Genomic DNA, 23,766 nt, shown 5'->3' on the forward strand with positions numbered 1-23,766 from the left:
TAATCACTGTTAATTATTATTGGCGGTGATTTTTTATATGAAATATCTTTTTGTTCAACAAGAAACAGAAAATGATTGTGGTTTGGCATGTCTTGCTATGATATATAGGTTTTATTTTAAGAAGAAGTTATTAATTAATGACATAAAAAAAGATATATTTTTAACAAAATTGGGAATTAATCTTTTAGAATTAAAACAATTGGCTAGTAATTATAATGGAATGGGCCACTTAGCCCTTTTTACTAGACCATTAATTTAAAAAATCTGAATGTATTCTAAAAACAATTGTGTTATATAATGAACACTAATTTTGACCTGAAAGGATTTTTATTAATGGATAAAATTAAACAAATAGCATTAATAATTAACAAATTAAATATCAAAGAAAAAATTAAAATTATCGATGATTGCAAAAATCAATATTCAATTAGAAACTTATGTCAATATCTTCAATTAAACAGATCAACATATTACTTTTTAAAAAATAAACAAAAACTTATTAAAAAAGAAAAAAATCATATTATTAATTGCAATCATAAATATCAAGAATTATGCCAACTTTTAATCGAATTTCATTCTACAAGAAAAGGTAGAATTTATGGATATTTAAGAATTTTTTCAGCTTTTAAAGAGTGATTAAAACAAGAGAAAAATATCATTTTAAATATAGAATTATCAACAAAACAAATGCGAAAAATTATGAAAAAACACAATATTCAAGGATTAAAACAAACTAAAAATAACTATCCTAAAAACAAAAAAAATCCAAATAAGTGAATACCTACAATGGATAAAGTAAACAAAGATTACAAAAGTACAACCGCTTCAAATCAAATTTGATCAATGGATACTAAACAAATAAACACCAAAGAAGGTTGACTATATCTTTTTGTAATTATTGATTTTTATTCAAATAATGTTGTTAGTTATAATACATTTTCAAATAAATCATATCAAGATTTAATTCTTCCTGCACTTGAAAAAATAAACAACCAATTTTCTTGAAATCAAATAAAAAACGTTATTTTACATTCAGATAACGCCAACGAATTTTATTGTCAAGAAATTACAAAATGAGCAAAAAACAAACAAATAATTTTAAGCAAAAAACAACCATATGATATTGGCGGTAATGTCATATCTGAAAATTGATTTTCACATTTATCTCAAGAATGATTGCCTAAAGACTCAAATCAATATTTAACAATCAATGAAGCTATTAATGATGTAAATCAATATGTTATGTTTTATAATTATGAAAGAATACATTCTAAATTTTTAAAACCACCAATATTACAAATAAAAATTTAGAAATATCTATCAAAATATGGTCCAGTAATTAGGGCTAACCACCCCCATCCAATAGTTTCTCAATTTAAAGAATATTGACCAACCAGTATCTTTAGTGAAGAATTAGAAAAAAATTATAAATATTGAAAATTTAATTTAAGTATTGAAGAAACAAAATTAGAAATAAATAATTCAACTAAAAAAGGACTTACTAAAGAACTAAAAAATTTACTTTGTACAGCAATTGATACATGAGTTCAAATAGAGGATATTTTTAAGCAAAGACCAAATATTTTATTTTCTAGTAATCTAGAAAAAGACAACAATATATTATTTGAATATCCAATACAAACTGTTAAAAATTCTGAAACTTTAGATCCTACATTTAAAAAGATTTTAAACATGCTTGGTCAAAATACTATTATTGAAATTGAACAAATAATAGATTTATCAATATCTGCTTCTAATAGAACTTTGATTAGAAGTATTAAAGACAATATTACAAGAAGAGCTAAAGAATCTTTTAAAAAAATTTTTAAAAATTTTACTATTAATGTTATTCCAGAAATAATAATTGATGATCAACAATTTCAAATTGTTATAAGAGCAGATGAAAAAAGACATTATGCTACATCAGTAACCAAATATCAAAGTTCTGGATTTAAAGCATTTTTATGACTAGTTATAATGTTAGAAGTTGTAAAGAACTGAGAAAAAAATAAATTTGGAAGAGTTATTTTATTAGTTGATGAGCCAGACAAAAGTTTGCATATAATATTGCAGTATGAATTAGCTAAATATTTAAAAACTAACTTTACAAGTAAAAATGGTTTATTTATTTTGTTAACATCTCATTCTCCTTTTTTAATTCCTAATTTAAAAGAGAATATATATATTGCAGATATGACTGAAAAAGGTTATACTGAGTTAACAAAGGCTGAAAATATTAACAATATTAGAAATGCAGGAATTTTTCCTTTGATTACTTTATTCCATATGGAAAAAATACAAAAGGAAATCTTTTCAACTGGCGAAAATCAAGTTAGAATTTATTATGAACTTAAAATGGATAGATCTAAAGCAATTGAAGAAGCTTTAAATGAAATAATACAAAATAAATTTGAGTACAGTATAGTTCCCATAAATTCTAATGAACGTAAGCATATTTTTGATATTCGCATAAATAATTTCTTTTCAAAACATATATAGCTAACGAAAGTAATGTTTACTCATAAATAATGTAAAATAATAATATGTAATTTAAACAATTCTTGCACTTACAAGTATAATTCAGCAATAATTAAAATAGATTAGGAAGATTAAATTATGCCAAAACCATACAGTGAGGACTTACGAAGAAAAGTAATAGAAGTTTATGAAAGTAAAAACATGAAAATTAAAGAAATTTGTAAAGTGTTCAATATCACTAGAAAGACTTTATTTTTATGAAGAAAAAGAAAGCAAAAAACCGGAAATATAAAACCAATTTTGAATTATCAAAAAGGACATAGCCACAAAATAAAGGATTTAGATGAATTAAAAAATTATTTAGCAGAAAATAAAGATGTTACAGTTCAAAAAGTAATTGAAAAATTTGGTGATATGACAAAAGAAACAGTTTATAACTATTTCAAAAAACTAAATTATACATATAAAAAAAACTTTTCTATATGAACAAAGAGATAAAAATAAACAAGAAGATTTTTTAAAAGAAATAGCGAAAATAATGAATGAAGATTTGGTATATATTGATGAATCTGGAATTGATGATAATGAATTTTATAAATATGGTTGGTCTGAAAAAGGTAAAAGATTATTTGATAATAAACCTGCATATAAAATAAAGAGAATGAGTATAATTGGTGCACTAAATAAAGGTAAATTAAAAGCTCTATGAGCATTTGAAGGACATTGCAATAGTAAAATTTTTGAATCATATGTTAAAAATATACTAATTCCAGTATTAAAGTGTGGACAAATTATAGTTTTAGATAATGCGACGTTTCATAAATCTAAAGCAACAAAACAATTAATTGAAAATGCTGGATGCAAACTATTATTTCTTCCACCATATTCTCCTAATTTAAATCCAATTGAACATTTTTGATTTGCTATAAAACATAATATAAGAAAAATATTACCAAATTATTGACCAAATATTAAAAACGCGATTGATTTTGTTTTTCAAGATATGAGTAAACATTACTTTAGTTAGCTATACATGAAATGAATGAGTTACACCAATTGCTAATTCCAGATAATTATAAAAATAAAAAAGATATTTTTTTAACAGAAAAATTTGTAAAATCTTTATTATCAGATGATATTTTAGAAAATGTTAAAAGAAAGTAAACAGGTGTTATAAGATAATGATTGATAAAGAGTTAATGATTAAAAAATTAAAAAGTCAAATAAAAGATAATGAAGAAATTGCAATTGCTTTGGAATTAGCAATTGAAAAACAACAAAATAAAAAAAGACCAGATGAAAATTTCATTACAAATACAATCAACATATTAATTTGTAATGAAGCTGAAATTCATGTTTATAAAGATTTAATTAAAAGAATTAAAAAAGGAGAATTTGCTAAAAAACAAGTAAAGTTGAATTAAATATAAAAAAACACCTAGCTATTTCTAACTAGGAGATTTGGGAGATATACTCCCTTGCACAGCATTACCCGTACTAACAAATTAATTATATAATCATTTTATAAATATGTCAAATTTGAAAGTTGAAAAAATATGGAACAAAAATATTGATGAAAACTTAAAAAAGGTACAGGAATTCGTGTAAAAATTATTAATGATATTGATAAAGAAACGGGTAAGCAAAAGTATCATCCAGCAATAGTTATTAAGTCTTATCCAAGCCATGTAAAAGTGCAATTATTATCAACTCAACCTAATAAAGATGATTATTACAAAATAATTGCAAATAATAAAATTGCATATGTAAGACCTATATATTATGTAACTGTCTCTTTTAATTTAATTCAAAGTTTATGATTTGAAAAGGGGAAAATAGTATATATAAATCCTAATAGTGTTTTCTTTCAAAAAATTATTGAAATGGAATATAAAGAAATCTTTGATAAAGAATTAAATTTAAAAGAAAAAGAAAATAAAGATTTAGAAACTAAAATTAAAGAATTAGAAAACAAAGTTCAAGAACAAGACAAGGAAATTCAGGAATTGAAAAAGAAAATTTGTATGCAAACTTTAAAGTTGAAAAATCGTAATCATGGATAATTATTTACTTATTTATTGTACATAAGTAAATAATTATTTATTTTAATTGGTCAATAATTTGTTCAATTAAATTACTTACTGATATACCATTTTTTCTAGCAATTATTTTTAGTTTTTCAACTTTTTCATGATTTATAGATAATGATAATTGTACTTTTCTTACTTTTAACTGATTAGTATTAATTTTAAAACCACCTATGTTTTTTACATCACTATTGGTGATTTCGTTAGCAATTTCTTTACCAACAGTTTTTAATTTACTATTATTAAAAATATTATTATTTTCCATGTTATAAAACTCCTTTTTCTTCTAGTTCATTTACAATATTAAAATATGGATTTTCTAATTTTGATATTAATTTTATTGCTGGTTTTCCAGTTATTTCACTGTTTTTAAATTTTTGCTTTTTTCTTATCTCTTGTTTTAAAACAAAATTTTTAAAATTACTATATTCTAAATGTTTTTTAAAATCTTTTGAAATTTTATAATGATCAAAATTAGATAAAACAATCGCTTTTATATTATTTTTAATTTCCATTTTTTGACATAGATTAGTTCATACATCAAATACCATATCTATTGCTCTTAGAACCTGTTTGGAATCTTTTTAATAAAATTATGCTAAAACAAGGAATAATCATTTATAAATACTTATTTAATTTTCATTTTATTTTCTTTTTTAATTTCTGGTTAAAAATATTTTATAATTTAATCAGTTGTCAACTAAAAATTTATTTTTTTACTATAAAATAACATTTATAATATTAATTTAATTAAAAATTAGTCAAAAAAGATTCCAAACAGGTTCTTAGAGAAATGATTGCTAATAAAATAAAAAATCTTTATCCTAGCGCTGTTATTAATGAAGATTACAAAATTGAATTTGAAAATTTAAATACTAATGATATTGTACAAGGAAAAGAATTAAAAATAAAAATTAAACCAACAAAAAATAGTAAAGTAAAAGAAGAATTAAATTTTATAGTTAAAATTAATTATAAATATGATGCCGAAGAACAAAAAAGAGCAGCAACTGGTATTTTAAGAAAAGCAATACCCACAGAATTTTGAAATGATAGAAAAAAGGGAGCGTACCGATGTTGTCAATAATATTCAAATTTGTCTTAAAATTATAAAGTTAGACGAGAATAATTTTGACTTCAATATGCAATTGTATGTTAATCTTAACACTTGAAAAATATTAGTCAACAATAATAAGGTAATGTTTAGTAATCTGTGTAACTTACAAAAATAACTATGTTTAATTAGTTCTAGTAAATATAATTAATTTTCTAGAAAGAGTGAGTTACAGATGGCTAAAAAGCAAAATATTAATAACAATGATCCAATATCACAAGCAGTAGATTTATTATTAGAAAATACTGAAGATTTAACAACAGTTTTTAAAGAGGGAGGATTATATAAAGAATTAACAAAAAGATTAGTAGAAAAAATGTTGAATTCTGAGATGCAAAATTATTTAGGATATGATAAGAATCAACATAGTAATAGTGACAATGCTCGTAATGGTATAAGTTCAAAAAAATTAATAAGCCAACAAGGTAAAATTGAAATTGATGTACCAAGAGATCGTAATAGTAATTTTAATCCTGTAATAGTTGCAAAAAGACAAAGAAGATTTGATGGTTTTGATCAACAAGTTCTTTCTTTATATGCAAAAGGTATGACATTATCAGATATTAGAATGCAATTACAAGAGTTATATCATGGTGCTGATATTAGTGAAAGTGTTATTAGTCAATTACGAAAAGTCATCAGAAATAAAAAAGTTTTTCCTAACGATATGTCAGTTTTTAAAATATTTTATTTAGCAATTGACAATATAACAAAAAAATGAACAATGCCCATTCAAAATTGAAATACAGCAATTGCTCATTTTATGATAAAATTTGAAGACAGAATTAATCTGAATTAGTAACTTTGTAAAACAAAGAAACACAGATTATTAAAAAGCCTCAATTTTCTTTCACAATTTTTTCATAATCTTCTGCATTTTTCTAATCATGCAAAACTTCGTTCTACAACTCATCTTTTTGGCAATACTACAAAAGAATGTAATTCATTACGTTTGATAACTTCAACATTTGCATTTATGATTGTTTTGATTTTAAAAGCAAATTTTTCACCAGTATAACCAGCATCTACTAGTATTTTTTGAACTTTAGATAAATTTTCATTTTCATTTTCAATCATTATTATAGCACTGTTACGATCTGTTTTTTCTGCTGTGGTTATGTAAATTGCATGTGGTAAGCCTTGAGAATCAACAGCAATATGACGCTTTATTCCTGAAATTTTTTTACCAGCATTATAACCTTTATTTTTAGCAGTATCTGTGTTTTTAACACTTTGTGAATCAATTATACAAAAACTGGTTTGTTCTTTGCGATTATTGTTGATTCGAACTTTTTTAACTAATTTTTTTTAAAATTAATTGTAATACACTAGGTTCTTTATCATTGTTTTTACTTCAAATTTGGAAATAATAATATACAGTTTGTCATTTTGGAAAATTTTTTGGTAACATTCTTCATTGACAACCACTTTTTAATACATATAAAACTGCACAAAACGCTTCATATAAATCTAAATTTCTTGGTTTTGTTTTCTTTTTGCTGTTTTCTAAAGTTGATTTTATGTTCTCAAATTGTTCTTTAGTAACATGACTTGGATAATTTTTATGCATATATACCTCTTATTTTAAAATATATAGTAATTTTACATTATTTTCTAAAAGATTCTAAACAGGTTCTTAGAACCTGTTTAGAATCTTTTTAATAAAATTGAAATAAAGGAAAGAACAACCATTTGTAAACTAGTATTTAGTTTTCTTTCACAATTTTTTCATAATCTTCTGCATTTTTCTAATCATGCAAAACTTCGTTCTACAACTCATCTTTTTGGCAATACTACAAAAGAATGTAATTCATTACGTTTTACAACTTCAACATTTGCATTTATGATTGTTTTGATTTTAAAAGCAAATTTTTCACCAGTATAGCCAGCATCTACTATTATTTTTTGAACTGTAGAAAGATTTTCTTTTTCACTTTTAATCATTATGATAGCACTATTACGATCTGTTTTTTCTGCTGTAGTTATGTAAATTGCATGTGGTAAACCTTGCGTATCAACTGCAATATGACGTTTTATTCCTGAAATCTTTTTACCAGCATCATAACCTTTATTTTCAGTAGTATCTGTATTTTTAACACTTTGCGAATCAATTATACAAAAACTAGTTTTTTCTTTTCGATGATTCTTAATACGAATCTTTTTAACTAATTTTTTTTAAAATTAATTGCAATACACTAGGTTCTTTATCATTGTTTTTACTTCAAATTTGGAAATAATAATATACAGTTTGTCATTTTGGAAAATTTTTTGGTAACATTCTTCATTGACAACCACTTTTTAATACATATAAAACTGCACAAAACACTTCATATAAATCTAAATTTCTTGGTTTTGTTTTCTTTTTGCTGTTTTCTAAAGTTGATTTTATGTTCTCAAATTGTTCTTTAGTAACATGACTTGGATAATTTTTATGCATATATACCTCTTATTTTAAAATATATAGTAATTTTACATTATTTTCTAAAAGATTCTAAACAGGTTCTTAGAAATAAAGTAGTTTTTAGTAATTTAAATTTAATATTAAAACAAAGTAATATTATTATTGGTCCTTCTGGCATTGGTAAAACAACCTTACTATCATTATTAATTCAGAAATATGTGCCTTTTAAAGGTAAGATTTTAATTAATAATGAAATTGGATTAGATAATATTTCATATGAATTTTGACAAAAAAAATGTATTTATTTGCATTCAAATTCTATTATTCATAACGGTACAGTTTTAGAAAATATTTTATCATTTAATATTACAAAAGAAAAATTAATAAATTTTCAAAAATTAGGATTTAATGATCTCTTGGGCAGTTTAGGTTTAACAACATTTTATTATTGTCAAGAATATGGGGCTAATCTTAGTCAAGGTCAAAAACAAATAATTATTTTCTTAAGTTTATTTTTTTATGATTGAAAAGTAATTTTATTAGATGAAATTTTGAGTAACATCAATAATGATTTAAAAATAAAGTTAATAACTTTATTATTGAATCATTATAAAAAAATAATTATTATTTATGCAGGTCATGATTTAACACTAGTAAAATTATTTAAAAATGTAATTGATTTAAATAATTATAAAAGTATAGATGGTAATGAGTAATGATTTTTTTTAGAAAAAGTACTTATTTATTAGGAAGTAGTTCAATTTTTCTTTTTTTAGGACTCTTATTAGGTTTAAAAATTATTAATATTCCTCATGTTTATGCTGTTAATGGTCAAACTATTTTTATAAGTGAGACAAGATATGAAAATAAGGGACACTTTGCTTATTTATTAGATTTTAAAAGAGAAGAATGTTTAAAGTTTAATAGTTTTAATCAAATTACTATTTTTTTCTCTATTAATAAATGTTACTTAACAATTTTTTTTCCAAAATGAAATGATAATAATCAACTTTTAATTGAAGAAAACATTAATTCTAATACATATTTAAATCAAATGGTATTAATAATTATTGGTAAAGAAAGTTTGTTAACATTTATTTGAAATAATATTACAACATAAATGTAAATATTGATATAATTTAATCAAAAAGAAGTTAGGTAGATAAATGCCAGCAAAAATTAATATTGTAAATATTTACAATGATCATAACTATGACATTAAAAATTTTAATATTTTATCAGAAAATATTTTAAATGCAGTAGCTATTAAGTTAAAACAGAAAATTACATGGTGTATTGCTGTTATTTTTAATGACGAACAGACTAGTATTGAATTAAATAAAATGTATCGTCATAAAGATTATGTTCCTGATGTTTTATCATTTGGAAATAATGATGATGATTTTCCAAATATTAATATTGATATTAGAGATTTAGGCGATGTTTATATTTGTTATTCAAAGGCAGTAGCGCAAGCACAAGAATATGGTCATAGTTTAATTAGAGAATTATCATTTCTTTTTATTCATGGATTACTTCATACATTAGGATATGATCATCAAAATAGTGTAGAAGAAAAGGTTATGTTTGATTTACAAGATGAAATTTTAAATATTCTTGGTATTACTAGAAAATAAGGAGTGGTATAATGGAACAAGATATAGATTTATTAGTATTATTGAAAAAAGCAAAAGTAATACAAAAAAATGCTTATGCGCCTTATTCTTTATTTAGAGTTGCTGCAATAGTAATTTTGAAAAATAGTAAAGAAGTGTTAGGAGTAAATGTTGAAAATGCTGCATACTCAGTAGGTATTTGTGCTGAAAGAGCAGCTTTGTCACAAGTTATTGCTCAAGGTTATAAAAAAGAAGATATTATTAGTCTATTTTTAATTACTGATAGTGAAACGGTTGGTTTTCCTTGTGGTATGTGTCGTCAATTTATGATTGAAATTATGCCAGAAACATGCCCTGTTTATATTAGTAATAAAAATGAAAATAATGATACTAAAATAATTTGTAAAATATTAGTAAAAGACTTATTACCTTTAGCGTTTAAACCAAGTTCATTGAAAGGGAATTAATTTATGACTAATAATTTTAAATCAGGTTTTGTTAGTTTTATTGGTAGAAGTAATGTTGGAAAATCAACTTTATTAAATACCATTCTTCAAGAAAAAAAGGCAATTGTATCTAATAAACCACAAACAACCAGAAATCAAATTCAAGGTATTTATAATAGTGATGATATGCAAATCATATTTTTTGATACTCCCGGCATTCATAAACATAATAACCAACTTGGACGAATGATGAATCGCGATGCTAACCGTGCCACTAAAGAAACTAACATTATTTGTTTATTAGCGCCATGTAATGAATACATTGGAAATAGCGATAAACATATTATTAAATTATTATCAGAAAGGGTAAATACAACTATTCTACTTTTATTAACTAAGGTTGATTTAGTAACAAAAGAAAAATTAATGGATAAAATTAATGAGTGAAAAGATTTATTACCATTTAAAGAAATAATTCCAATTTCTGCTATAAAAGAAATGAACTTAGATATATTATTGAAAAAACTATATGAGTATTTACCAATTGGTGAAAAGAATTATTTAATTGAAAATAACGATGATGTTTCAGATAATACTTTAATTAAGGAAATTATTCGTGAAAAAATTTTAAATTTAACAGAAGAAGAAATTCCTTATAGTGTAGCAGTATTAATTGAAAGTATTAATTATAATCCAAATACTAATATTACTGATATTAATGCTGTTATTGTTGTTGAACGCGACTCACAAAAAGGAATTATTATTGGTAAAGGAGGTAGTATGATTAAAGAAATTGGAATAAGAGCTAGAACAGATTTAGAAAGTATTTTTGATTCTCATATTATATTAAAAACTTTTGTAAAAGTAATACCTGATTGAAGAAATAATCCTAGAAAATTAAAAGAGTTAGGTTATAGTTAAAATATGTTTAATATTGATACTGGTTTGATTTTAAACATTAACTACATTAAATCAATAAATAATGTTACCATTTTAACATCAAATTATGGTGTTAAAATAGTTTCTTTACTAGAAATAAAAATCAATTTAAATAAATATAGTCTTTTAGATTGTTGAATTTTTATCTTTAATCAAAATTATGATTGTTCAAACTTATGTATAACATATAAAAAAATAAAAAGTTTTAATAGTTTTATAAATGAAAAAAGTTATCAATTGATTAAAAGTTTTAACAAGATAATTATTAATTATTTAGAAAAAATTAGTATTAATAATAAAAATATCTTTTCTTTTTTATTTAATTTATATGAACAGTTAATGATAAATAGTAACTTTAAGAAAGTTTATGTTTTTTTCTTATTTCATAGTTTAATATTTCAAGGAATTCAGTTTAACTTTACTAATTGTATTAATTGTAATCAAATAACTAATTTGCATTTAATTAATTATGATTTGGGTGGTATTTTTTGTAAAAATTGTTCTTTAGAATTAGCTATAATTAATTTTGACATTGTTTTGTTTAAAAAAATATATCAACTTTATTTATTAAATTATCAAGATATTAATAAATGAAAAGTTGAAAAAGAAGAACTTAATAAAATTCTTAATATTTTAGAAAACCACTGTCAAAAATATAATAATAAATTAATAATTACATAAATATTTTAATAATTAGTTGTTATATTTTTTTTAATAATATATAACACTTATAATAGGTTGACAAAACCTATCTATGAACATATTATTAACAAGATTATTCTTTTTAGAGATTTTATGTATTATTTAAGATATTTAAGAAAATTTTTATGATTAATGGAGGGGCAATGATTAATAAAATTATCAATGATAAGTCAATGAAGGAAATAATTACTCATTTAAAAGAAAATGGTTTTATTTTTCAAGGATCAGAAATTTATTCAGGTCTTGCTAATAGTTGAGATTATGGTCCGCTTGGTGTAGCACTTAAAAATAATATTAAGAAAAGTTGATGAGTTTTTTTTGTCGAAAAAAATCCATACAATGTTGGGTTAGATAGTTCAATTATTATGAAATCTAAAGTTTGAGAAGCTTCAGGGCATTTGAGTAATTTTAGTGATCCATTAATTGATTGTAAAAAATGTAAGTCTCGATTTCGAGTTGATAATTTAATTAATCATTATTTTCCTAGTATTAATTGTGATAATTGAAGTAATGAAAAATTAGAAACATATATTAATCAAAATCATATTAAATGTATTAAATGCAATAATGAAGATTGAACTAAAGTTAGACAATTTCAATTAATGTTTGAAACATATCAAGGTGTTTTAAAAGAAGATAAAAATAAAATTTATTTAAGACCTGAAACTGCACAAGGAATATTTATAAATTTTAATAATGTAAGAAATAGTTATAATAAAAAAGTACCATTTGGTATTGGTCAAATTGGTAAAAGTTTTAGAAATGAGATAACTCCTAGTAATTTTATTTTTCGTACTAGAGAATTTGAACAAATGGAATTAGAATTTTTCTTTATTCCAAAGAATAAAAATGATAACACTTGATTTAATTATTGAGTTGATCAATGTAAAGAATTTCTCTCTCTAGTAGGTTTATTGAATTCAAAAAATATAAAATTTAAAAATCATGAACAAAATCAACTAGCACATTATGCATTAGCAACTACTGATATTGAATATAATTTTCCTTTTGGTATGAGTGAATTATGTGGTATAGCTAATCGCGGGAATTATGATTTAACAAAACATAGTGAGAATTCTGGTGTAAATTTTGAAATTCAAGATCCTAATGTTACAGTAAAAAGAATGGTTATTCCTTCAGTTATTGAACCTTCAATTGGTGTTGAAAGGCTTTTATTAGCTTTAGTTTGTGAAGCATTTACAAAAGAAGTTTTAAAAGACGATAAAGAACGGTTAGTGTTAAAATTAAATAAGAGTATTTGCCCTTATCAAGTAGCTGTTATGTCTTTAAATAAAACAAAATTGGGTAAAGAGGCATATGAAATTTTTGAAATGTTAAATAAAACACAATTAAGAGTAATTTATGAAGCATCATCAAGTGTTGGTAAATCTTATCGTTATCAAGATGGTATTGGTACTATGTATTGTGTAACAATTGATTATGACACAAAAACTAAAGGTACTGTTACAATTAGAGATCGTGATACTACAAATCAAGTTATAGTTAAAGTTGATCAACTTAAAGAATATTTATATGACAAATTAGACATTATTTGTTAGAATTGTGTGAAAAAATATGGATATCGAGTTTAATAAAAAAATTAATGAAGTTAAAGCAAAAATTAATATTGTTGAAGTTATGGGTAAATATTTAAATTTGATCCGTAAAGGCAATAATTTTTGAGCTATCTGTCCTTTTCACGAAGACTCTACTCCTTCATTATCAATTTCACAAGAAAAACAAATTTATAAATGTTTTTCTTGTGGTGAACAAGGAAACGTTTTTATTTTTTTACAAAAATATAAAAATATTAATTTTATTAATGCTCTTAAAGAAGCAGCAGATAATGTTAATTTAAATTTAAAAGAGTTTGATATTAATTTATCTGAATTTAATGTTGAAACTAAAAAAAATCCACTAAAAATTTTAAATAATATTGCAATGAATTTTTTTAGTTATCAGTTACTAACTGATATTGGTCAAGAAGCAATGAAATATTTACAAAATCGTAATATTACTACTGAAAATATTAAATATTTTAATATTGGTTATGCACCTATTAATAATGAATTAATAGATTATCTTAATGCACAAGGTTATAAAGATAATATTGAATTTGTAAAATTAGGACTTATGAAAATTAATAATAAGGATCAACTTCTTCCTACCTTTTCAAATCGAATTATGTTTGCTATTAAAGATGAAGATGGAGATTGTGTTGGTTTTTCTGCAAGAAATTATAATAGAGAAGATAAAAGTTATAAATATATTAATAGTCCAGAAACAGATTTTTTTAAGAAAAGTAAAATTTTATATAACTTTAATAATGTTAAAAATTATATTAAAAAAAATGAAGTTATTTATTTGACTGAAGGTTTTATGGATGTTATTGCTCTAAATAATCAAAATATTAAAAATGTTGTTGCTTTAATGGGAACAAATTTAACAAAAGAACATATTTTACTTTTAAAAAAAATTACTATTAATATTATTATTTTTTTAGATGGTGATTTACCAGGAAAAATAGCATCTTTAAAAATAGCTAGTGTTTTATTATCAAATAATTTTAAAGTACAAATTATCAATAATGATACTAAATTTGATCCTGATGAATTAATAAATAAATTTCCTCAAAAATTTTATGAAATAATAAAAAAAACCATTCATCCTTTTGAATTTGCAATTAATTTATCATTAACTAAATATAACATTAAAAAAGATAGTTATGAACTTAATGAATTTTTAAAATCATTAGTTCCAATTTGAACAAAAATCAATGATGTTATTACTAAAAAGTTTTACTTAAATATGTTAGCAAAAATAACTAATTTATCCACTGAAGACTTAATACAAATTTTAAATATTGATAATAATTTAGTAACTACAACTTTTAGTATCAAAAATAAATCTAAAATAGAAGTAAAAAATATTTTTTTTGAAGCACAAGAACAACTTATTTTTTTAGTAATGTTATCAAAAAATGTTTATTTAATTTTAGAAAAAGAAAAATTTATTTTTCCAAATCAAGATTTTATGAATTTATACTTTTTAATTAGTCAAAAATATCAAAATAATCAAATAGAAGCAATTAATTTTGATTTAATTTTAGAAGAACTTAAAGGTAATTCACTTTTAAATATTTTAGAAAAACTTCTTGATAAATATAAAAATAAAAAGTTTGATTTAAAACCTCAAATTATTAATGATTACTTAAAAATTATTAATAATCAACTAATTGATTATGAAATAAAAATGATCAATGATAAATTGAAATCTGAAAAAAATATTGAAAAACAAATATTGTTATTAAAAGAAATATCAGTATTAAAAAATAAAATAAAGAAAAAATAAGTATGATGATAAATTAAGGATAAGGTGAAAATATGGCTGTTATACAACAAAAAACGAAATTGAAAAAACTTTTAACTTTAGAGGAAGTAGAAAGTAATTTAATTAAAAAATTAGAAAAGAGTCAAACAAAAGAATTAAAACAAGAAGATGTCATTAAAGAGTTTGCACATTTAAAATTAGATGATGATACGATTGAGGAAATTTTTGATCGGTTAGAAAAAGAAGGAGTAGTCTTTACTGATATTTTGATGGATGAAGTTGAAGATGATGCTAATTTTACCGATATTGATGATGAACAATTACCTGATGATTTAGATATTGATATTTTAGTTAGTGATTTGAGTTTTAAAAATACAATGGGGATCTCTAATGATACAAGAAGAAAAGATGGAATTAAGTCTTATTTTAATATTTTGGAAACAAGTCAAATATTGAGTCAAGGTGAGGAAATTAAATATGCTAAAATGTTAGAATCAAAAGATGTTGAGGAAAGAACATATGGTCGTGAGCAATTAATTAAATCAAATTTAAAATTAGTAGTTTCTGTTGCTAGAAAACATTTAAATCGTGGTTTAGATTTTGCTGATTTAATTGAAGAAGGTAATATTGGTCTTATTAAAGCAGTTGATAAATTTGATTATCGCCGTGGTTTTAAATTTTCAACTTATGCTACTTGATGAATTAGACAATCAATTACACGAAGTTTAGCTGATCAAGGTAAAATGGTTCGTGTACCTGTTCATATGGTTGAAAGAATTAATAAGTTAACAAGAATTGAAAGAAACTTAACACAAGAATTAGGTCGTGATCCTACTCATGAGGAAATTGCCAATAAAATGGGACAAAACATGACAGCCGATCGTGTTCGTGAAATTAAAAAACTTGCTATTGAACCAGTATCTTTAGAAAAACCAATTGGTGAAGAAGATGATACACATTTTGGTGATTTTATTAAAGATAAAAATATGCTATCTCCCGATGAATATGCTGAAAGACATTGATTAAGAGAACAATTGGATCGTGTTTTTGCTGAAGTATTAACAAAACGAGAAGAAAAAGTTATTAGAATGCGTTTTGGAATTTTACCAACAAAATTAAGAAGATTATTAGAACTTTGTGAAGATGAAAAAGAAATTACTGAATTAAAAACAGTAGTTAATAATTTACAGTTACACTATGATACTAGTTTAGATAAAACAGAATTGTTAAGTGATAAGGTTGTTCATCGTCATATTACTAAGTACGATTCTCCAAAAACTCTAGAAGAAGTTGGTAAAGAATTTATTGTTACAAGAGAAAGAATTAGACAAATAGAAGCAAAGGCAATTAGAAAATTAAAACATCCGTCTAAATCTAAACATATTAAAGAATTTTATAAAGGATAATAGTTAAAATGTTAACTATCAATAATATAATTAATGTTTTAGAAACATATTTTCCTTTAAAAGATGTTTGTGAATGAGATTTTTCAGGAATACAAATTAAATCAAAAACAAAGACCAATATTAATAAAATTTTAGTTTGTTTGGATGTTACTAATGAAGTTTTAACTGAGGCCATTAATAATAATATTGATTTAATAATTTCTCATCATCCATTAGTTTTTGCCAAAGATATTAATCAATCTAATATTTCAAATTGAAAAAAAGAATTATATAGTAAAATACTAATAGCAGATATTAATGTATATTCATTACATACTAATTTTGATATATCATTAGTAGGTATGAATATGTTGATGGCTAAAGAATTAAAAATTAAAAATATTCATTTTATTAATGAAGAAAAGTTAGCAATAGTTGGTAAATTTGATAGACAAATGCCATTAAAAGAATTAATTAATAACTTAAAAAAATATTTTAATGTTGCAAATATACAATTGGTTAATAATAAATTGAGTGATAACAATATAGTGACTGTTGCTTTATCTGCTGGTGCTGGTGGTGATATTATTAGTAATTTATCTAACAATATTGATTTATTAATTACTGGAGAAATGAAATGAAACTATATTATGGAAGCTAAAGATAGAAAAATTAATGTTATTTTGGTTGGTCATTATATGGAACAAAAATTATCAACAAAAGTTAAAATTTTTAAATATAATTTAGAAAATCCTATTACTTTTTTTTAAACTTATAAAATTTAAAAAGGAAAAAACTATTTTTTAAATAAAAATAAGTTTTAGGGGGTTGATAAATATGATTTTAGAAGATTTAGAACCAATGACTGATCAAGAGTGTCAGGCAGTTAGTGGTGGTTTTGCTCAATTTTTAATGGGTGCCATGTTAGCAGGGATAGCAATTCCTGTTATTAAAAATTTATGAAATAGTGTTTCAGGAAGTATTAAGTTACCAGGTGGTATTGAAAGTAAATGAGATAGTTCTAAAGATGATAGTAAAGATTTAACAAAAATTAAAGATGAATTTAATAAATTTCAAGAAAAATTAACACATTTAATACCACCTTTTTATGAATTTTAAAGAACTTAATAATACAAAAAAACCAAGAGAAAAAGCCATTAAATATGGCTTTGACGCTCTTAGTGATAATGAATTATTAGCAATTATTTTGCGAACAGGAACTAAAGAAAAAAATGTATTATTTTTAGCGCAAGAAATAATTACTAATTTTAATGGTCTTGAAAATTTAAATAAAGTAACTATTAAATCTTTGATGAGTATTAAAGGTATTGGTGTTAGTAAGGCTTTAGAAATTTTAAGTTGTTTAGAAATAGTAAAAAGAATAAGAACTATTGAAAGTCAAAAAAAATATTTTAAAATTATTATTCCCGAAGATGTTTTTAATTTAGTTAATGCATATTATCAAAATTTAACGCAAGAACATTTTTATTTATTATTATTAAATAATCAAAATAAATTAATTCATCAAAATTTATTATATAAGGGTACTAATGATACTATGAAAATTGATGTTAAAGATATGTTGCATCTGGCATTTATTCATAAATCAAGTAAAGTAATTTGTATTCATAATCATCCTAGTGGTAATAGTGAACCCTCACTATCTGATTTATATATCACCGAAGAAATTAAAAAAAATTTTCAGGTTTTTAATATTACCTTAGTTGATCATATTATTATTGGCAAAGGTAATTATTTTAGTATAAATTTAAATAAAAAATATTATAAGTTTAAATAAAAACTTAAAAAAATACATTACTTAAATTTAAAAATATAGTAAAATTATTATGGTTTAGTGTGTAAATAATATTTAACTTACCAAGAATGGACTAGTTATTAAACATAGTTTGTTATTAGATATTGATAAGAAAGGAGAAAATTATGTCAACAATTAAACCAAGCAATGAATCATTTACTGCCCAACCGTCACTATTTGGAAAAATTATGGTTTATTTATCTTTTGTTTTAATATTTCCAATAATTTTATTTATTGTTTCTCGTAATAATTTTCTAAGATTACAACAATCAATTGAAGAAACTGCTTCTGATATTGATGTGCAATTAAAGCGTCGTTTTGATTTATTAACAAAATTAGTAGATGCTACTAAAGGTTATATGAAATTTGAAAAAAGTACATTAACAGATGTTGTATCTTTACGAAGTGGAAAAATGGAAACAATGAGTGATCTTTCAAAAGCAGATAGTGGACTTAATGCAGCTTTTGGAAAATTTAATGCTTTATTAGAAAATTATCCTGATTTAAAAGCAAATACTACTGTTTTACAATTACAATCAGGTGCCAAAGATTGTGAAGATAATATTGCTGCTGCTAGAAGATTTTATAATGCTAATGTTAAGGTGTTCAATAGTAAAATTAAAACCTTTCCAAGTAATGTTGTAGCATCAACATTAAATTTAGTTTCAAAAGATTACTTTCTTGCATCAGATAGCGATCGTCAAGATATTAAAATTGATTTATAAAATTAAATTTATTTTTGAAAATATATTTAAATTAGTTATTTACCCCTTTCTTTAGACAAATAAATTGTTTTGAATAAACATTTATGATTTGTTTAAAGAAAGGGTATTTTATTTAAAATTAAAATTTATATTAATTAGATTTAATTCTTTTATTATTTATTTCATTTTTTATTTAAGAAAAATTATATTTTGGTATAATCTAACTCATTAAGTAAGTTCTTAATAAATATTAAAGAAAGTAGTAAAGTAATATGAATATTTTTTTTCAAATTTTTTCAAATTTTTCTTTTTTAATGTTTTTATTATGAATTTTTTTGTTTGCATATTTATTTTTTAAAATTATTAAAAATAAATTAGTTATTAATTATAAAATATTAAATTTTCAAAGAAAACATGTTTTTGGTAATATTAGTTATCAAAAGATTTTTTATTTATTATTATTAATGTTTTTATTAACGCAAGTTTTACCATACAATATTGTTTTTAATAATAGTTTACAAGTTACTCAAGTTTATCGTTTTCAAAATTTTATGATGTTAAATTATTTCATTTCTATTTTTACACTTTTAACTTTTTATTTTTTTATTTTTAGTTTCTTTTTAGGAATTAATAATAATATGGAAAAAAAATATACTTTACAATTTATTAGTTTTTTGTTTCTTTTTATAAATTTATTTTTCAATTTAGTTGCTATTCCTAATCAAACATTGAATTTATTAAATGCTATTAATATTTTTTCTGTTATTCCTTTTATTTTTATATATATTTTAGTTTTTCGTTTATTTTTAAATCTTTTTAAATGTTTTTTTACTTTTAGTATTACGCAAATAATTAAGTTAACTTTATTTATTTTTAATTATCAAGGTATTAAAGCTATCTTCATTAATAATGAAAATAAAATTAATATTTTAGTTTTTTTAAAACAATTATGAAGTATATTTTTATTACTTGCCGAAAATGAAGAAAACTATACTTTGTTGTTAAATACTACTACTAATAGTAGTAATTCAAAATTATTAGTTTCTGATATTTCTATAATCAATTCTAAAGTTATTAAAAGAAACATAAGTTTTAATAGTAAAAATAAAAAGGTTTTTTTAAAAGATAAAATTTTAAAAGACTATATAGTTGTTAATGGTTGAAAAATGAGTTTAATTCAATAAATTTAAAACATAATACATATAATAAAAATTAATTTCATTTTACAATTAGTAAAAAAAATATAGTGATGAAAATAAGTACGTTCTTATTAAAATATTTGGGAGCATACCGATGTTGTCAATAATATTCAAATTTGTCTTAAAATTATAAAGTTAGACGAGAATAATTTTGACTTCAATATGCAATTGTATTGTAATTTTAACACTTGTAAAATATTAGTCAACAATAATACTTACTTTTATAATTCAAAAATTCTTATTAATAGTTACTTTAATAAGTTTTATTTTATTTTTAGTTTTTTAAAATCTTTAATTTTAATTTATAATAACTGGATGGCAGTATTTATTTGATAGCATTTAAAATTAACCATTTTTGTATACATATCAATATTATAAGTTCTATCACCAATCATATGCTTTAAAATTTGTTTAATATTAGTTTCAGTAAAGCAACCAATATTTTCAACTAATGCTTGATTTAATACACCATCTTTTGCATTAATAAAATAACCAACTTTTAATTTTTTATATTGCAAAGTTAATGATTGTAAAAAATCAATTAATTCATAATATTGACCTTTGGCAAATAAATTTATTGCATTTTCATAATGTAATTTAGCAATTTTATTTTTTCTTCTTCCAGCCATTATACCAAGATGGATGGGGCCACTTAGCCCTTTTTACTAGACCATTAATTTAAAAAATCTGAATGTATTCTAAAAACAATTGTGTTATATAATGAACACTAATTTTGACCTGAAAGGATTTTTATTAATGGATAAAATTAAACAAATAGCATTAATAATTAACAAATTAAATATCAAAGAAAAAATTAAAATTATCGATGATTGCAAAAATCAATATTCAATTAGAAACTTATGTCAATATCTTCAATTAAACAGATCAACATATTACTTTTTAAAAAATAAACAAAAACTTATTAAAAAAGAAAAAAATCATATTATTAATTGCAATCATAAATATCAAGAATTATGCCAACTTTTAATCGAATTTCATTCTACAAGAAAAGGTAGAATTTATGGATATTTAAGAATTTTTTCAGCTTTTAAAGAGTGATTAAAACAAGAGAAAAATATCATTTTAAATATAGAATTATCAACAAAACAAATGCGAAAAATTATGAAAAAACACAATATTCAAGGATTAAAACAAACTAAAAATAACTATCCTAAAAACAAAAAAAATCCAAATAAGTGAATACCTACAATGGATAAAGTAAACAAAGATTACAAAAGTACAACCGCTTCAAATCAAATTTGATCAATGGATACTAAACAAATAAACACCAAAGAAGGTTGACTATATCTTTTTGTAATTATTGATTTTTATTCAAATAATGTTGTTAGTTATAATACATTTTCAAATAAATCATATCAAGATTTAATTCTTCCTGCACTTGAAAAAATAAACAACCAATTTTCTTGAAATCAAATAAAAAACGTTATTTTACATTCAGATAACGCCAACGAATTTTATTGTCAAGAAATTACAAAATGAGCAAAAAACAAACAAATAATTTTAAGCAAAAAACAACCATATGATATTGGCGGTAATGTCATATCTGAAAATTGATTTTCACATTTATCTCAAGAATGATTGCCTAAAGACTCAAATCAATATTTAACAATCAATGAAGCTATTAATGATGTAAATCAATATGTTATGTTTTATAATTATGAAAGAATACATTCTAAATTTTTAAAACCACCAATATTACAAATAAAAATTTAGAAATATCTATCAAAATATGGTCCAGTAATTAGGGCTAACCACCGTCAAAAATAAAGCTAAATATAAAATTCGCACAATGTGTCGTTTTTTAAAAATATCTAAATCAACATATTATTTTAATTTAAAGAAAAAAGAAAATAAAATCAAAAATAATATTTATGATGAAGCTGTTATTAGTGCTTTTAAAGAAAATAAAGAAGTTTATGGTACTAGAAGATTAAAAAAAATTCTAGAAAACCAAGAAATTTATTTATCGCGCAGAAAAATTAAAAAAATTATGAATGAACATAATTTAATATCAAAATATACTAAATTATCATTCAAAAATCATAATAACAAAGTTAACGATAGTCAAATAACTAATCTTGTTAATAGAAAATTTAAGAATAGGATTAAAAATGAAGTTATTGTTAGTGATTTAACTTATGTACAAGTTAATGGTAGGTGAAACTATGAGGCTTTTTAATAATCTGTGTTTCTTTGTTTTACAAAGTTACTAATTCAGATTAATTCTGTCTTCAAATTTTATCATAAAATGAGCAATTGCTGTATTTCAATTTTGAATGGGCATTGTTCATTTTTTTGTTATATTGTCAATTGCTAAATAAAATATTTTAAAAACTGACATATCGTTAGGAAAAACTTTTTTATTTCTGATGACTTTTCGTAATTGACTATTAACAGATTCAATAGCATTTGTGGTATAAATTACCCTTTTTATTTCTGCAGGATAACTAATAAAAACCATTAAATTATCTCAATTTTTATATCAAGATTTAGCAATTTGTGGATATTGTTTAGTTCATTTATTTTCAAATGATTCTAAAGCTTGCATTGCTTGTTCTTCACTACATGCAGTATAAATTGGTTTTAAATCTGCAACTAGAGATTTTCTATGCTTATATGAGACATATTTCAAACTATTTCTAATTTGATGAACGATGCATAATTGATGTTCGGTTTTAGGATAAACTGATTGTATTGCTTCTGACATGCCTGTTAAATTATCACTACAAGCAATCAGAATATCATTTAAGCCACGATTTTTCATTTCTGTGAAATTGGCTAATCAAAATTTAGAACCTTCATTTTCACTAATTCATAAACCTAAAACATCTTTTTTACCTTCTAAATCAACTCCTAAAGCTATATAAACTGATTTATTAATAATCCGTTTATCTTGTCGTACTTTAACTACTATACAATCAAAATAAACAATCGGATAAACACTATCTAATGGTCGATTTTGCCATGCTTTGACGTCATCAATAACATCATCAGTAATTTGACTAATAACACTTTCACTAATATCAGCACCATGATATAACTCTTGTAATTGCATTCTAATATCTGATAATGTCATACCTTTTGCATATAAAGAAAGAACTTGTTGATCAAAACCATCAAATCTTCTTTGTCTTTTTGCAACTATTACAGGATTAAAATTACTATTACGATCTCTTGGTACATCAATTTCAATTTTACCTTGTTGGGTTATTAATTTTTTTGAACTTATACCATTACGAGCATTGTCACTATTACTATGTTGATTCTTATCATATCCTAAATAATTTTGCATCTCAGAATTCAACATTTTTTCTACTAATCTTTTTGTTAATTCTTTATATAATCCTCCCTCTTTAAAAACTGTTGTTAAATCTTCAGTATTTTCTAATAATAAATCTACTGCTTGTGATATTGGATCATTGTTATTAATATTTTGCTTTTTAGCCATCTGTAACTCACTCTTTCTAGAAAATTAATTATATTTACTAGAACTAATTAAACATAGTTATTTTTGTAAGTTACACAGAT

General features: G+C 22.4%; 32 protein-coding genes. 26 read left to right on the forward strand and 6 right to left on the reverse strand.

Going from position 1 to position 23,766, the window contains the following annotated elements:
- The first annotated feature begins 37 nt into the window (after positions 1 to 37).
- From AACL11_RS06845 to AACL11_RS06880, 8 genes are all read left to right on the forward strand, one after another.
- Positions 38 to 259, forward strand: coding sequence for a cysteine peptidase family C39 domain-containing protein (locus tag AACL11_RS06845; protein WP_338986968.1), 222 nt, complete (start codon positions 38 to 40; stop codon positions 257 to 259).
- A 38-nt stretch (positions 260 to 297) separates the two neighbouring features.
- Positions 298 to 1,311: an IS3 family transposase gene (locus AACL11_RS06850; protein ID WP_338986622.1), complete on the forward strand. Its 1,014-nt coding sequence runs from the start codon at positions 298 to 300 to the stop codon at positions 1,309 to 1,311.
- Positions 1,312 to 1,692: 381 nt separating this feature from the next.
- Positions 1,693 to 2,499, forward strand: a complete 807-nt coding sequence (locus AACL11_RS06855) for an AAA family ATPase (protein WP_338986970.1) — start codon at positions 1,693 to 1,695, stop codon at positions 2,497 to 2,499.
- 117 nt (positions 2,500 to 2,616) lie between these two features.
- Positions 2,617 to 2,976: a helix-turn-helix domain-containing protein gene (locus tag AACL11_RS06860; protein ID WP_338973555.1), complete on the forward strand. Its 360-nt coding sequence runs from the start codon at positions 2,617 to 2,619 to the stop codon at positions 2,974 to 2,976.
- A gap of 28 nt (positions 2,977 to 3,004) precedes the next feature.
- Positions 3,005 to 3,505, forward strand: coding sequence for an IS630 family transposase (locus AACL11_RS06865; protein ID WP_338988468.1), 501 nt, complete (start codon positions 3,005 to 3,007; stop codon positions 3,503 to 3,505).
- A gap of 11 nt (positions 3,506 to 3,516) precedes the next feature.
- Complete coding sequence (locus AACL11_RS06870) at positions 3,517 to 3,642, forward strand: hypothetical protein (protein WP_338986973.1); 126 nt, start codon at positions 3,517 to 3,519, stop codon at positions 3,640 to 3,642.
- A gap of 17 nt (positions 3,643 to 3,659) precedes the next feature.
- On the forward strand, positions 3,660 to 3,902 hold the full coding sequence (locus AACL11_RS06875; protein WP_338986976.1) for a hypothetical protein: 243 nt from the start codon (positions 3,660 to 3,662) through the stop codon (positions 3,900 to 3,902).
- 132 nt (positions 3,903 to 4,034) lie between these two features.
- Positions 4,035 to 4,541: a hypothetical protein gene (locus AACL11_RS06880; RefSeq protein WP_338986979.1), complete on the forward strand. Its 507-nt coding sequence runs from the start codon at positions 4,035 to 4,037 to the stop codon at positions 4,539 to 4,541.
- A gap of 37 nt (positions 4,542 to 4,578) precedes the next feature.
- Here AACL11_RS06880 and AACL11_RS06885 read toward each other — a convergent pair whose 3' ends face one another.
- On the reverse strand, positions 4,579 to 4,830 hold the full coding sequence (locus tag AACL11_RS06885) for a DUF6364 family protein (protein WP_338986981.1): 252 nt from the start codon (positions 4,828 to 4,830) through the stop codon (positions 4,579 to 4,581).
- A gap of 1 nt (position 4,831) precedes the next feature.
- Positions 4,832 to 5,116: a hypothetical protein gene (locus AACL11_RS06890; protein ID WP_338986984.1), complete on the reverse strand. Its 285-nt coding sequence runs from the start codon at positions 5,114 to 5,116 to the stop codon at positions 4,832 to 4,834.
- Between the two features lie 242 nt (positions 5,117 to 5,358).
- Between AACL11_RS06890 and AACL11_RS06895 the strand changes: the two genes are divergently transcribed.
- Entirely contained in the window at positions 5,359 to 5,652 is a 294-nt protein-coding gene (locus tag AACL11_RS06895) for a hypothetical protein (RefSeq protein WP_338986987.1), read from the forward strand.
- Between the two features lie 202 nt (positions 5,653 to 5,854).
- Complete coding sequence (locus AACL11_RS06900) at positions 5,855 to 6,478, forward strand: transposase (protein WP_338986990.1); 624 nt, start codon at positions 5,855 to 5,857, stop codon at positions 6,476 to 6,478.
- On the opposite strand, the gene AACL11_RS06905 is transcribed toward AACL11_RS06900, so the two are convergent.
- Positions 6,475 to 7,249, reverse strand: a protein-coding gene (locus AACL11_RS06905; protein WP_422397924.1) for an IS5 family transposase whose coding sequence is annotated in 2 segments (ribosomal slippage) — positions 6,475 to 6,978 and positions 6,980 to 7,249 — 774 coding nt in all. Because the reading frame shifts where the segments join, the coding sequence is not laid out codon by codon here. The genes AACL11_RS06900 and AACL11_RS06905 overlap by 4 nt on opposite strands.
- 77 nt (positions 7,250 to 7,326) lie before the next feature.
- Positions 7,327 to 8,116 (reverse strand): IS5 family transposase gene (locus AACL11_RS06910; RefSeq protein ID WP_338986592.1). Its coding sequence is split into 2 segments (ribosomal slippage): positions 7,327 to 7,854 and positions 7,856 to 8,116, totalling 789 coding nucleotides; the frame shifts between segments, so codons are not numbered across the junction.
- Between AACL11_RS06910 and AACL11_RS06915 the strand changes: the two genes are divergently transcribed.
- The 14 genes from AACL11_RS06915 (at position 8,098) to AACL11_RS06980 (ending at position 20,202) form a co-directional block, all read left to right on the forward strand.
- Positions 8,098 to 8,796, forward strand: coding sequence for an ATP-binding cassette domain-containing protein (locus AACL11_RS06915; protein ID WP_338986996.1), 699 nt, complete (start codon positions 8,098 to 8,100; stop codon positions 8,794 to 8,796). The two genes, AACL11_RS06910 and AACL11_RS06915, sit on opposite strands and share 19 nt — an antisense overlap.
- Entirely contained in the window at positions 8,796 to 9,200 is a 405-nt protein-coding gene (locus AACL11_RS06920; RefSeq protein WP_338957396.1) for a hypothetical protein, read from the forward strand. The genes AACL11_RS06915 and AACL11_RS06920 overlap by 1 nt, the downstream gene beginning before the upstream one ends.
- Positions 9,201 to 9,246: 46 nt before the next feature.
- On the forward strand, positions 9,247 to 9,717 hold the full coding sequence (gene ybeY / locus AACL11_RS06925) for an rRNA maturation RNase YbeY (protein ID WP_174480613.1): 471 nt from the start codon (positions 9,247 to 9,249) through the stop codon (positions 9,715 to 9,717).
- 11 nt (positions 9,718 to 9,728) lie between these two features.
- The gene (cdd, locus tag AACL11_RS06930; RefSeq protein WP_338986999.1) at positions 9,729 to 10,163 is read left to right on the forward strand and encodes a cytidine deaminase; all 435 of its coding nucleotides are present in this window, start codon (positions 9,729 to 9,731) and stop codon (positions 10,161 to 10,163) included.
- A 3-nt stretch (positions 10,164 to 10,166) separates the two neighbouring features.
- On the forward strand, positions 10,167 to 11,063 hold the full coding sequence (era, locus tag AACL11_RS06935) for a GTPase Era (protein WP_252320259.1): 897 nt from the start codon (positions 10,167 to 10,169) through the stop codon (positions 11,061 to 11,063).
- Between the two features lie 3 nt (positions 11,064 to 11,066).
- Positions 11,067 to 11,762 (forward strand): DNA repair protein RecO C-terminal domain-containing protein, encoded by a 696-nt coding sequence (locus AACL11_RS06940; protein ID WP_338987004.1) that lies wholly within the window; start codon positions 11,067 to 11,069, stop codon positions 11,760 to 11,762.
- A 164-nt stretch (positions 11,763 to 11,926) separates the two neighbouring features.
- On the forward strand, positions 11,927 to 13,342 hold the full coding sequence (locus AACL11_RS06945; protein ID WP_338987007.1) for a glycine--tRNA ligase: 1,416 nt from the start codon (positions 11,927 to 11,929) through the stop codon (positions 13,340 to 13,342).
- A gap of 16 nt (positions 13,343 to 13,358) precedes the next feature.
- The gene (gene dnaG / locus AACL11_RS06950) at positions 13,359 to 15,134 is read left to right on the forward strand and encodes a DNA primase (protein WP_252320271.1); all 1,776 of its coding nucleotides are present in this window, start codon (positions 13,359 to 13,361) and stop codon (positions 15,132 to 15,134) included.
- Positions 15,135 to 15,166: 32 nt separating this feature from the next.
- Positions 15,167 to 16,519: a sigma-70 family RNA polymerase sigma factor gene (locus tag AACL11_RS06955; RefSeq protein WP_252320273.1), complete on the forward strand. Its 1,353-nt coding sequence runs from the start codon at positions 15,167 to 15,169 to the stop codon at positions 16,517 to 16,519.
- A gap of 8 nt (positions 16,520 to 16,527) precedes the next feature.
- A complete protein-coding gene (locus tag AACL11_RS06960) occupies positions 16,528 to 17,268 on the forward strand; it encodes a Nif3-like dinuclear metal center hexameric protein (RefSeq protein WP_338987010.1) in 741 nt (246 codons plus the stop codon).
- Positions 17,269 to 17,335: 67 nt separating this feature from the next.
- Positions 17,336 to 17,617 carry a hypothetical protein gene (locus tag AACL11_RS06965; protein ID WP_338987013.1) on the forward strand — a complete coding sequence of 94 codons (282 nt, stop codon included), beginning with the start codon at positions 17,336 to 17,338 and terminating at the stop codon, positions 17,615 to 17,617.
- Positions 17,607 to 18,296 (forward strand): RadC family protein, encoded by a 690-nt coding sequence (gene radC / locus AACL11_RS06970; RefSeq protein ID WP_338987016.1) that lies wholly within the window; start codon positions 17,607 to 17,609, stop codon positions 18,294 to 18,296. The genes AACL11_RS06965 and radC overlap by 11 nt, the downstream gene beginning before the upstream one ends.
- A 143-nt stretch (positions 18,297 to 18,439) precedes the next feature.
- The gene (locus tag AACL11_RS06975; RefSeq protein ID WP_252319773.1) at positions 18,440 to 19,039 is read left to right on the forward strand and encodes a LemA family protein; all 600 of its coding nucleotides are present in this window, start codon (positions 18,440 to 18,442) and stop codon (positions 19,037 to 19,039) included.
- A gap of 293 nt (positions 19,040 to 19,332) precedes the next feature.
- A complete protein-coding gene (locus tag AACL11_RS06980; RefSeq protein ID WP_338987019.1) occupies positions 19,333 to 20,202 on the forward strand; it encodes a hypothetical protein in 870 nt (289 codons plus the stop codon).
- A 317-nt stretch (positions 20,203 to 20,519) separates the two neighbouring features.
- Here AACL11_RS06980 and AACL11_RS06985 read toward each other — a convergent pair whose 3' ends face one another.
- A complete protein-coding gene (locus AACL11_RS06985; RefSeq protein WP_338987022.1) occupies positions 20,520 to 20,846 on the reverse strand; it encodes a hypothetical protein in 327 nt (108 codons plus the stop codon).
- Between the two features lie 91 nt (positions 20,847 to 20,937).
- Between AACL11_RS06985 and AACL11_RS06990 the strand changes: the two genes are divergently transcribed.
- Complete coding sequence (locus AACL11_RS06990) at positions 20,938 to 21,951, forward strand: IS3 family transposase (RefSeq protein ID WP_338986622.1); 1,014 nt, start codon at positions 20,938 to 20,940, stop codon at positions 21,949 to 21,951.
- A gap of 76 nt (positions 21,952 to 22,027) precedes the next feature.
- Positions 22,028 to 22,417, forward strand: a complete 390-nt coding sequence (locus tag AACL11_RS06995) for an IS3 family transposase (protein ID WP_338987025.1) — start codon at positions 22,028 to 22,030, stop codon at positions 22,415 to 22,417.
- Positions 22,418 to 22,447: 30 nt separating this feature from the next.
- On the opposite strand, the gene AACL11_RS07000 is transcribed toward AACL11_RS06995, so the two are convergent.
- Positions 22,448 to 23,686 carry an IS256 family transposase gene (locus tag AACL11_RS07000; RefSeq protein ID WP_338986680.1) on the reverse strand — a complete coding sequence of 413 codons (1,239 nt, stop codon included), beginning with the start codon at positions 23,684 to 23,686 and terminating at the stop codon, positions 22,448 to 22,450.
- Between the last annotated feature and the right edge of the window lie 80 nt (positions 23,687 to 23,766).

The organism is Spiroplasma endosymbiont of Dasysyrphus albostriatus, from assembly GCF_964019495.1.
In the GTDB taxonomy this organism is placed as follows: domain Bacteria; phylum Bacillota_I; class Bacilli_A; order Mycoplasmatales; family VBWQ01; genus Spiroplasma_E.